The sequence below is a fragment of the Bradyrhizobium sp. UFLA01-814 genome, from assembly GCF_046718885.1.
GTDB classification, from domain to species: domain Bacteria; phylum Pseudomonadota; class Alphaproteobacteria; order Rhizobiales; family Xanthobacteraceae; genus Bradyrhizobium; species Bradyrhizobium elkanii.
In genome coordinates, this window is sequence record NZ_JAQOSR010000235.1 from 1 (window position 1) to 10433 (window position 10433).

Below are 10433 nucleotides of genomic sequence, written 5' to 3' on the forward strand. Positions count from 1 at the left end.
ATCTCGCGCAGCAGATCGGCATCAGGGGTCTTCTCCACGAGCGTGCGGAGGTTCATCATCTCATCGGTCATCGGTGGATTATGGCGCGACAGACAGGATGAGAGCGGCGCGTCAATCAAGATGAGACGAGGCGGCCGAGTCAGGAGATAATTGACGCTGGCCGCTGGTTTGGCAAGGTTTGATTGACGCTGCGCGACAATCAAGCTGCGGTGCCAGCGTCAATCACCGCTTTGTCGACTTCGTTTGGAGTGGCGTGAACGGGCGGCCGGCCTGGACCGCGCTTGCGATCGAGGGCAACTTTTCGACGGTAGCTCTCGACGTTCATCTCGAGGATCGTGGCGTGGTGCACCAGGCGATCGATCGCCGCCAGCGTCATTGCCTGATCGGGGAAGATACGCCCCCACTCTCCGAACGGCTGATTGGCCGTGATCAGCAGCGAGCGTCGCTCATAGCGGGCGGAGATCAGCTCGAACAGTACGCTGGTTTCCGCCTGATCCTTGCTCACATATGTGATGTCGTCGAGGATCAGGAGGTCGTAGCGGTCAAGTTTGGCGATGGCGGACTCCAGCGCCAGCTCGCGCCGCGCTACCTGCAGCCGCTGCACGAGATCGGTGGTGCGTGCGAAGAGAACGCGCCAACCGTCCTCGACGAGAGCCAGGCCGATCGCTGCGCCGAGATGGGTCTTGCCCCCGCCGGGTGGACCGAACAGCAGCAGATTGGCGCCGGTCTTCAACCAGACGTCGCCGGCAGCGAGGGCCATCGCCTGTGCCTTTGACAGCATCGGCACGCTCTCGAAGTCGAAGGTGGCGAGCGTCTTGCCGGCGGGCAAACGCGCTTCCACCATATGCCGCTCGATACGACGGCGGGTACGATCAGCGGCCTCATGCTCGGCAAGGGCCGCGAGGAAGCGGGCGGCGGGCCAGCCTTCCTTGTCCGACTGTGCGGCGAGCTTCGGCCAGATCGCCTTGACGCCGGGCAGGCGCAACTCATTGAGCAGCAGCTCGACGCGGGCGGCATCGATGGAGGTAGCTCCGCTGGTCATGCTGCTCCTCCCAGGTTCGAGTGGGCCGACACGATGCTGACGGAGGCCAGCTCATCGTAGACGTCGAGCGACGCCAGCTTGACGGCGACACTCGGGATCGAGGCCGCCTCGGGTCGGAAGCGATCGCGCAATGCCGCAAGATCGGGTAACCGTCCGGCATCGAGAGCGGTCGCGATCGCCTCGGCGAGCTCGGCTTCGCAGGCTCGCTCATGGGCCAGAGCCAGAAGCTCGACCGTCACCTTGCAGGCGCGCCGGTCGTCGCCATGCTGCCGCAAGGTCTCGAAGAGGCGCTTGTAAGCCGCGCGCGGGAAGAGCTGATCGCGATAGACGAGATTGACGAGATTGACGAGCGCCATCGGCTTGCGCCGCAGGGCATGGATGACGTGCCGATAATCAACGACATGCCCGCCGTGGTTCTCCGACACAGGCCGCCCGCGCCGCAGCGTCCCGACCGGCGTGACGCCGAGGAAGCATTCGAGCCGGTCGTCGAAGATGCGCACACGCAGGCGATGGCCAATCAGTCTTGAAGGAACGGTGTAGAACACGCGTCTCAAAATGAAGCCGCCCGACGACGTCACCGGGATCACCTTCTCCTCGAAGTCGGTCGTGCGACCTTTCGGCAGTTGCGCCAGTGCTTCCTTCTCGAGCGCGATCCGCTTGGCAAGGTTGGCGTTGCGCCGGCCGACAATCTCGTCGACAAAAGCCCGGTAGGCATCGAGACTGGCGAAGTCGCGCGTGCCCCGCAGCAACAGCGCATCCTCCAGCGCTCGCTTGAGGTGACCGTGCGCACTCTCGATCGAGCCATTCTCGTGTGCGATGCCTGCATTGTTGCGCGTTGGTGCCATGCCGTAGTGACCCATCAATGCGGCGTAGCGCTGTGTCAGATCCTCCCGCGTGTCGGCCGCCAGATTGCGGAATGCTGCCGACAGGCTGTCGCTGCGATGCTCCCGTGGCACGCCGCCAAGCGCCCACAGGGCGTTCTGCAAGCCCTCGGCCAGGGCGACAAAGCTTTCGCCGCCGAGCACTACATGGGCATGCTCGAAGCCGGAGAACGCCAGCCGGAAGTGATAGAGCCGGTGATCGAGCGTCTCACCAGCAATGGCAATGCCGAGCGCACTTGTATCCGTAAAGTCGGACAGGCCCAGACGGCCGGGCTCGTGCTCCTGGCGGAAGATCACGTCCTGTTCAGGGCCGTTGAGCGCCCGCCAGGCATTGATGCGCCGCTCCAGCGTGCGTCGGATGTTGGGGTTGAGGTCGGGATGCCGTCGGCGCAGCTCGTCCAGCACACCGATCACGCGGATGCCGGGCGCAGCCTTCAGGATCGGAACGATCTCGGCGTCCCAATAGGCCACGAGCGGATCGGACCGTCGCCGGCCCCTCGGCGCTTTCTTCTGCGATGGCAGGCGCAAATCGTCCTCGATCCGATACGCACTCGCTTTCGAGAACCCCGCCTTGGCCGCGGCGGCCTCAGGGGACAAAGTCAGTCGGTAGTTCATGTACAGCCTCATCTGGTGGTCGGTGATGTGAAGGCCAGGCAAGGCGTCGATTCCCTCTTGTCGAGACGAATCAACAGCTTGCACCAGCCGCACCCGGCCGCCAGACGGGTCCGAAAAGCGCGACGCCGATGGGGACGGTCCTCCGGTCGGGCTACGCCCTCCCTTCGGTCCGTCCCCATCGGCGCAGTCTCATCCTGTTTGTCGCTGAGGTCTCACCTTGGTCGCCGCGCCGCAGTGGTTCCTCGAATCAGGTTGGTGTCAGCAACCCGACCCTACCGGCGAACTGCCGGTGACCACCGCAAAGCCGCCCGCCCGCTACGGCGCCATGGGAGGGCGCGCGTGCGGACGGCTTTGCTCTACCGAGCTACACCATCACCGGGGACACGACCCTGCCGGTACGCTCCTGACCTTAGCCGTATCCATTCGGCGTAAGCTGCATGGTCGAGTGGTTAGCGCCTGAGCAGCGTCGGTTTTCTTTGTAGAGCTTGATGAGCTCGATCAGGTTTTCGATGCCGAAGTTCGCTTGAACGCCATCTTCTTCGATGCATAGACCCAGATGAACTCGGTCTCCATTTCTAGCGATGTCGCGCAGCCGATCTTCGTCCTCACCGACGTCCTTCGCGACCTGGGGGATGGTGGTGACGTGATAAACCTTGTTGACGGTCATGCCGCTCGAGCAGAGATCGCTGATAACGGCGTCCAATTCCAGGGCAGCGGTTCGTCCAGCCGATGTGGGCGAAGACGTCGGCCAGCCCAGCCCGCAGATCAACGCCGTTCATTTTGGCCGAACGATCAGACTGTACATGGCTGCAGCACGCCGTCATCCGCGATCGGATCCACAGAAGAGCCAGCATTTCCGGCCAAGAGCGATGCCCCTTAGCCCCGTTCGGTGGCATTGTTCGAGATGTACACACGTCCGTCCTCAAGGAAGAGGGTGAAGCTCGTCCAGAGCTTCAGGATGTAGTTGAACGCCTTGGCGAGGACATGTCCACGGGACCTGGCGAGCTGTTCTCGCATGTGAATCTGAAGGTCCTCGACTAAGGGCCGATTCGGCGCCTATGGGCAGAAGGCGCTCCTCGGCGCTCTTGCCATTAATGGAACGCTCGATCTCGAACAGCGCATCGATCCGGCGCACCGCCTCGACGGCGATCGGAGAGAGGGCGATTTCCATTTGCCGGTGCTTTACGCCGCGCAGTCTCTTCGATGTATCGCTCCGGCGAGGACCGCCTTGCGCGGTATGATGACGGATGGAGACATAGGCGTATGACTGACCATACGTCTATTTCGAAAGTCTCCCGATTGGAAGTGGTCTCGACGGGCGCTAGACGCCGTTGGACATTGGAAGAAAAGCAGCGGATCGTCGCCGAGAGTTATGGCGGGCCACGATTGGTGTCGGTGACGGCGCGGCGCAACGGGTTGTCTACGAGCCAATTGTTCACATGGCGCCGTTTGGCGCGCAATGGCCGGCTGAGCGGGGATGTCGTGCCGGCTCTTGTTCCCGTCGAGATCACACCTGCGCCGGCACGGGCATCGATCAGCACGCCGCAAACTGCGTCTTCACCCCCTGCGCAGCGCGCAAGGACTGGAATGATCGAGATCGAGTTTGGCGGCGGCTGTCGCGTGCGCGTTGACCGGGACGTCGACACCGAGGCGCTGCAGCGGGTTCTTGAACTTTTGAGACGACGATGATCCCGATCCCGAGCGGCGTCAGGGTCTGGATCGCCACTGGCCACACCGACATGCGTCGCGGCATGCAAAGCCTGGCTCTCACGGTTCAGGAGAGCTTGAAGCGCGATCCTCATGCCGGCGATCTCTACATCTTCCGGGGCCGCCGCGGCGATCTAGTCAAGATTCTCTGGCACGATGGGCTGGGCATGTCGCTCTACGCCAAGCGCCTTGACCGCGGGAGGTTCATCTAGCCGGCGGCGTCGGCCGGCGCGGTATCGATCTCAGCGGCGCAGATGGCCTATATGCTCGAGGGCATCGACTGGCGGAATCCGCAATTGAGCTGGCGACCGCAGAGCGCAGGCTGAGCGAAGAAATCTGCGGTTGCCGCCATTTTTGGGGAGTCCCAACGCATCCAATCTGTGATTCACTGTGTCGCATGGATGCCGACCGCGACGCTGTTCCGGATGACGTTGCCGCCCTGAAGAAGGCGCTGGCAGTCGAGCGCGCCAAGGGCTTGGAGATTGCGGCTGAACTCGCGGTCGCCCGCGCGAAAGCGTCGGAAGACGAGGCGCTGATTGCACAGCAGAAGCTGCAGATCGCCAAGCTGAAGCATCAGATCTATGGCCAACGGTCGGAGCGTTCGGCGCGGCTGATCGAGCAGTTGGCACTGGCACTCGAAGAGCTGGAAGCTGACGCCACTGAGGACGAACTGGCGGCGGAACAGGCCGTCGCCAGGACGACGACGGTGCGGGGATTTACCCGCAAGCGCGCTGAGCGCCAGACCTTCCCCGAGCATCTGCCACGCGAACGATTGGTTATTGACCCGCCGACAGCTTGTGAATGCTGCGGCAGCAACCGTCTGCGCAAGCTCGGCGAGGACGTGACGCGGACGCTGGAAGTGGTGCCGCGCCAGTGGAAGGTGATCGAGACGGTCCGGGAGAAGTTCTCCTGCCGCGACTGCGAGAAGATCAGCCAGGCGCCGGCGCCGTTCCATGCCATCGCTCGGGGATGGGCTGGCCCGAGCCTCCTGGCCATGATCATGTTCGAGAAGTTCGGTCAGCACCAGCCGCTCAACCGCCAGGCCGAGCGCTACGCACTGGAAGGCGTGCCGATCGCACTGTCGACCATGGCGGATGCCGTTGGGGCGGTCTGTGCCTCGCTAGATCGGTTGCTGCGTCGCCTTGAGGCCCATGTGATGGCGGCCGAGCGCCTTCATGCCGATGATACGACCGTGCCGGTGCTGGCCAAGGGCAAGACCGATACGGGCCGGTTCTGGATCTACGTCCGGGACGACCGGCCGTTTGGGGGCGCGGACCCACCGGCGGCAATGTTCTACTACTCACGCGACCGCAAGGGCGAGCATCCCCAGGTGCATCTGGCCCGGTATGCCGGCATCCTGCAGGCCGACGCCTATGACGGGTACAACCAGCTCTATCTGGCGGGGCGCCAGCCCGGACCGATCCGGGAGGCTGCCTGCTGGTCGCATGGAAGGCGCCCGTTCTTCGCCATGGCCGACATCGAAGAGAATGCGCGGCGCAAGGCTGCGGGCAACAAGGAAATCCCGCTCGCTCCGATCGCAATTGAGGTCGTGCGGCGGATCGATGCGCTGTTCGAGATTGAACGCTCGATCAACGGCAAGAGCGCCGAGGAGCGCCTTCAGCCGGGACTAAACACCTAGGGCGTAGCGCTCGGCTTGGAGGTTCAAGGGCTAGCGAGTCGCGCGGAGGAATCTCCCCCCGCGCGCTCCCAAGAACCTTAGGTGAGCATCTCGACTCATACGGCTCCCAGTGTTCGGCCTCCCTTATACAGAGTGGCCAATAAGCAAACAGATCAGCCCCGAGCGGCCTTTGGCCGCTGCCGCAGGCGTTTGAACTTGCGTCGTGCCGTCGGAGGAGAAGGGCGTCGATCCGGCATAAAGTGGAATACAGCGCCGATTTGTAGAAGTGACTGTAGTGGTCGATCCAGCCGCGGATGTAAGGGTTGAACGTCCGCGCTAGGTCGTGCAGCGACTTGTAGCTTTGGGTTTGCAGTGGACACTCTCGGATTGGCTTCAGAGCCGTGGGACTAGCTGCCGGTAGATAGGACACCCCGTACAACCCACCCTGCCATTTCGCCAACCGCGGCCGGAACGCGTAGCCGAGAAAGTCGAACTGCAGGATCGCGAACTCGCCCTTACGATTGGTGTCCTTACAGTAGACCACTTTGGTCTGTTCTGGATGGAGCACCAGTCGACATTCGGCGAAGAGCCGTTCCAGGGCCTGACGCAATGCCAGAGCCCTCGCGCTCGCGTCGGCTGGGGCAGATGATGTCGCCGGCGTACCGTACGAAAATGGCTGCCCGCCAAGACGGAACGCCAGCCCTCGAGTCCAACGCCATTACAGCGCCTTCGTCCCTACTAAGAGCCGTTCTGCCCTGTGCTCTGCATTGGTACTCGCGATCTCACCGGGGTCGCCCGCTCAATCTTCTCCCTTGGCATCGGAACGACAGGTTCTCCCGTTCCATCCAAGAACCTGATCCAGAGTCACGCCGCCTATCAGCCGGTTGCCGTCTGGCCCACTCCAGGACTCCGCCCAGACTTCTCCCAGGATCAACACGGCTCCTGGTTCTGACATCATCGATACGGTTTCGACCTCTCATCGGCGGTCCGCTTTCGCTCGTCTCTCTGGACGTCACCTGACAGGATCACGTCCCGCCTTTTCCGCGACGCTCACCACCATCGCTCTTACGACAACAGCTCGCGGTGGTTTGGAACCGACTCCTGATCGCCGGTCCCGAGGGCTTTCCTCATTTCTCACATAGCTTCACACCTCCATCGCCGTTGGTGTGTTCCGGACACGATGTTGGCCGAACTTCTCGATCACGATCGTGGCCAACAGACTCAGGCCGGCCCATCCCCGTGCGACGGCATGGAAGGTGCCGCTGCCTGGCTGATCCTCTAACAGTCACGGCAAGAGAACTTGCCCCGCATCGTCTCGACCACCTTCCACTAGCGCGTTACCAATTGTTACCAATTCCGGTGTCCTCGTCACATCTTCACCAAGCTTGCGCAGACGGTTGCCGCCCGGCGGATCGATTGTGCCCTCGCTCGCGTGGGAGATGCTCGGGGAAGGTTTGGCGCTCGGGGCGTTTGCGCGTGCGAACTTCGTTCAATCTATCAAAACCAACGAAGCCGAGGCGCTGAGCAGGCCGTGTTAGCGTCGGGAGGTACGTCGGCTCGGCGCGCTCGCTCCTTCATGGGCAGCCATGCGACCTCCGTCGGATGATCGAGCAGCCAACGTGCGACGACCTTCATCTGCCGCGGCATATCTCGAGCGGTCCTCTCACCCAAATTCGCTTGGGAAGCTGGAGCATCCTCGGCGTCTCTCGACGAACGCGAATTGAAGAGCGAAGTGTGCCGCGTGGCTTTGCCTACGACGTCCCTCGTGACGTCTTGGCTGCGACGGCATTCGATGCCCCTCGCTTTGCCCATCTTGAGAGCGATTTCGGGCGTGATCACGTCGTCTGCACGGACGCCGATACGTCCGCTCTGGTACGTATTTTGAGACGATCAAGGCAAACGTGATGCCATTGCAGTGATGACAGTTGGGCGAGCTCCGCGACCGGATCCAATACCGCTGCCCTGATGACGGCCCAACGGCCTCCTACGGCGGAAAAGTCAGGCCACGATTCAATGGGTGTTCGGCCTTGGGGATACCGATTCCGACGTACCGCTTGTGGGCGAGATCGAGGATGCGATTGACCAAGTTCGAGAAGCTGTATCCGCCGGTCGTCGCAGCCCGGACGTAAGAGTGCGTATTGTTGAGTGAAGGGCAGAAGTTGATCTCCAGAACAAAGGGCCGGCCGGAGCTGTCGATCCGGAAGTCGACGCGGGCGTAGTCGCGGCCAAGGCAGGCACGGAAGGTCGCAACCGAAAGGTCCCGCAGCATCGTCGCAAGCTCGCTTCCCATTTGCGCCGGGCAAATCTTCTGCGGCTCCGCGGCCCCCATATGCTTCTTGTCTTCTAAAGTGATAAAGCGTGTTTCGCGGTCGCCGAAGTCGTGCTCAACTGGAGGCAGCACCTCGATCTCTTCGTTTCCTAGCAGGGCCACGCAGATTTCCCGCCCGTCGATGTATTCTTCCACGAGTGCATCCTGCGCATACTGCGTGACGATCATTTCGACGGCCTGCCTCAACCCGGTTGACTCGTGTACGAGTTGCAATCCCAAGCTGGTGGACTCGTAACGCGGCTTCACTACCACCGGAAATCGCAGGCCGCCTGTGCCCTCAGTGCCACGACGCATCACGCGAAAGTTCGGCGTCGACACGCCCCCATCGCGAATAAGCTTCTTGGTGATGACCTTGTCGACCTCCAGCGCAGCACCGAGCGGACCCGGTCCGGTATATGGAATGCCGGCCATCTCAAGCATCGTCGGAACTAGGCTGCAACGCCACTCGCCCTGACTTCCGTACGCCATGTTGAAGACGATCCCGGAGGGGCGGGCTTGCGGATCGGGTGGCATGAACCGCTCGAGCGTAGCGAGCAGTTCTTTATCGCCCTCGCACAGCAGCGTCTCGTGGCCGCTCTCTTGCAGTGCTGCTACCACGCTTTCGACCCCCGCCCGGTAGTACCCCAGACTAGGGTGTCCGGACGGATTGATCTCGGCCGCCTCGTTCCACACGACGGCTACCCGCATGAGCTACTCCCTGGATGTTTACCCACTGTCAATTCATCTACGCGGATTCGGTGTCGAGGAGAAAAGCTCGTCTGATCCTGAGCGTCTGCCGATGGCGGGCCGGCTGGATAGCGAGCGGATTTGCTCCCTCCAATATGTGGAAACCGAGTTACTTGTTCATAAGCAGCATGAATCCGGCCTGCATCAGCGGCAGTTCGGGGAAGCGAAGGAAGAACTCCAACTTGCCTCGGCTCACCATCCTCCACCCAGAAGGTGAAGCGTACCACCTGACAGCGTGCGACCAACGGCGCCCAGCGCGAGTGCCCCGCTGACTTGTCCAGCTCGCCACGCAGCTTAGGCCTCATCTGAATGTGACAGGCTTCGCTGTCGGCCCCCAAACGCAAACGGGAACAAAAGCCGCTGCTGCGTACTGAGCACGGCACCCACGCCAAACGCGAAGCTTCAACTGACGGGACCGTACTCAACGGTGCAGCGTCTACCGCATTGACTTGAATCGCTCGAGCAAGCTTCATTTGAACCCCTCGGCCGGAGACCGCGAGACCATCATGATCGTAATATTCTTCACCGGGTCTCAGGCAATCCGCGTGCCAACTGAGGACGTTCGGCAAGATGGGAAAACCATGTGTTTCGCCCCGCGCCGGCGGACCACCCGTACCTCAATAGTCGGGCTCTGAACATAGACGTCTTCATCCCGACATTGCTGAACACAGAAGATCGGACGATGAGAACAAGTGGACAAACTCGCTCCTCGGTAATACGCGAGCCCTTAGATCAACCTCATGAATTCATGGACACGGTCTGAGGCCGCCGTCTCAGTGTGTCGCGTTGCTAATAGCCTCTGAACCAAACACTGCAGAAGACGATGAACCGAATGGTCAAATATCGGCGGGCGCCTCACGTGTTCAAACACGAACATCTGCTCCGACTATGATATTGCATATGGCGATTACTATCGACGCGCTCGATCATCTTGGCCTGTTCCGAAGGCGAGCTTAGCAAGGTTGTGGCGGCCCGCCTCGGTATTGATCCCGATACTTGGAGACTTAAGCTCTCAACCGGCCCAACTGCTTCGCCAAGGACCCGATGTCGTCGGCCCTCTATATGGCTCGGCCTGAGCGCCATCGTGATGTGTGTCGAAAGTCGTAGTTCAAGGCGCTGGACTGGAGCCAGCCATGCTGCCGATGCGACCGCTCAGGCGGCGCTTCGCAGTCATGATGTTCATCTCGTGATGGACAATTACGCGCCCCACAAGACGCCGCCAATCCGCAACTAGCTCGCGAAGAGGCGGCTCTGGCATGTGCTTCTGACGCCAACCAGTTCTGGCTCAATCAGCTCGAACGCCTCTTTGCTCTTGTCACGGTGTGAAAGAGGAGCGGCGGCGGTCCGAGGCACCGAGTTCACGTCCTGCATCGAACATCACAATGCCAACCCAAAGCAGTTCCGATGGAGAAAATCAGCCGAGAGGCTCCTTCGCCCAATCGTAAGCGTGGCGCCGAGGCCCTTTGGATTTTTTGTGCGGAGTCTTGAGAGCACCGTTAGAAGAGTCATCTTCTG

The 10433-nt window shown here is 61.6% G+C and carries 9 protein-coding genes and 3 pseudogenes; 4 read left to right on the forward strand and 8 right to left on the reverse strand.

Going from position 1 to position 10433, the window contains the following annotated elements:
* The 5 genes and pseudogenes from PMN64_RS39390 to PMN64_RS39410 all read right to left on the reverse strand — a co-directional run.
* Window positions 1–203, reverse strand: a 203-nt coding sequence (locus tag PMN64_RS39390) for a hypothetical protein (protein WP_411784654.1), incomplete at its 3' end; no start/stop codon positions are given.
* A complete protein-coding gene (gene istB, locus PMN64_RS39395; protein WP_411784655.1) occupies window positions 200–1042 on the reverse strand; it encodes an IS21-like element helper ATPase IstB in 843 nt (280 codons plus the stop codon). The genes istB and PMN64_RS39390, both read right to left, overlap by 4 nt.
* Window positions 1039–2550 carry an IS21 family transposase gene (istA, locus tag PMN64_RS39400; protein ID WP_411784661.1) on the reverse strand — a complete coding sequence of 504 codons (1512 nt, stop codon included), beginning with the start codon at window positions 2548–2550 and terminating at the stop codon, window positions 1039–1041. The genes istB and istA overlap by 4 nt, the downstream gene beginning before the upstream one ends.
* Before the next feature lie 397 nt (window positions 2551–2947).
* Window positions 2948–3205, reverse strand: a complete 258-nt coding sequence (locus PMN64_RS39405; RefSeq protein ID WP_411784656.1) for a hypothetical protein — start codon at window positions 3203–3205, stop codon at window positions 2948–2950.
* Window positions 3202–3743, reverse strand: a pseudogene (locus tag PMN64_RS39410) (IS66 family transposase); the annotation flags it as partial. The gene PMN64_RS39405 and the pseudogene PMN64_RS39410, both read right to left, overlap by 4 nt.
* A 58-nt stretch (window positions 3744–3801) precedes the next feature.
* On the opposite strand from PMN64_RS39410, the gene tnpA reads away from it, so the two are divergent.
* From tnpA to tnpC, 3 genes and pseudogenes are all read left to right on the forward strand, one after another.
* The gene (gene tnpA / locus PMN64_RS39415; RefSeq protein WP_411784657.1) at window positions 3802–4227 is read left to right on the forward strand and encodes an IS66-like element accessory protein TnpA; all 426 of its coding nucleotides are present in this window, start codon (window positions 3802–3804) and stop codon (window positions 4225–4227) included.
* Window positions 4224–4457 carry an IS66 family insertion sequence element accessory protein TnpB gene (gene tnpB / locus PMN64_RS39420; RefSeq protein WP_411784658.1) on the forward strand — a complete coding sequence of 78 codons (234 nt, stop codon included), beginning with the start codon at window positions 4224–4226 and terminating at the stop codon, window positions 4455–4457. The genes tnpA and tnpB overlap by 4 nt, the downstream gene beginning before the upstream one ends.
* Before the next feature lie 185 nt (window positions 4458–4642).
* Window positions 4643–5863, forward strand: a pseudogene (gene tnpC / locus PMN64_RS39425) (IS66 family transposase); the annotation flags it as partial.
* On the opposite strand, the gene PMN64_RS39430 reads toward tnpC, so the two are convergent.
* From PMN64_RS39430 to PMN64_RS39440, 3 genes and pseudogenes are all read right to left on the reverse strand, one after another.
* A complete protein-coding gene (locus PMN64_RS39430; protein ID WP_411784662.1) occupies window positions 5835–6431 on the reverse strand; it encodes a group II intron maturase-specific domain-containing protein in 597 nt (198 codons plus the stop codon). The pseudogene tnpC and the gene PMN64_RS39430 sit on opposite strands and share 29 nt — an antisense overlap.
* A 600-nt stretch (window positions 6432–7031) precedes the next feature.
* A pseudogene (locus tag PMN64_RS39435) lies at window positions 7032–7341 on the reverse strand (IS66 family transposase); the annotation flags it as partial.
* A gap of 506 nt (window positions 7342–7847) precedes the next feature.
* Window positions 7848–8879, reverse strand: a complete 1032-nt coding sequence (locus tag PMN64_RS39440) for an ATP-grasp domain-containing protein (protein WP_411784659.1) — start codon at window positions 8877–8879, stop codon at window positions 7848–7850.
* Between PMN64_RS39440 and PMN64_RS39445 the strand changes: the two genes are divergently transcribed.
* Window positions 8878–9135 (forward strand): hypothetical protein, encoded by a 258-nt coding sequence (locus PMN64_RS39445; RefSeq protein ID WP_411784660.1) that lies wholly within the window; start codon window positions 8878–8880, stop codon window positions 9133–9135. The genes PMN64_RS39440 and PMN64_RS39445 overlap by 2 nt on opposite strands.
* Window positions 9136–10433: the final 1298 nt, after the last annotated feature.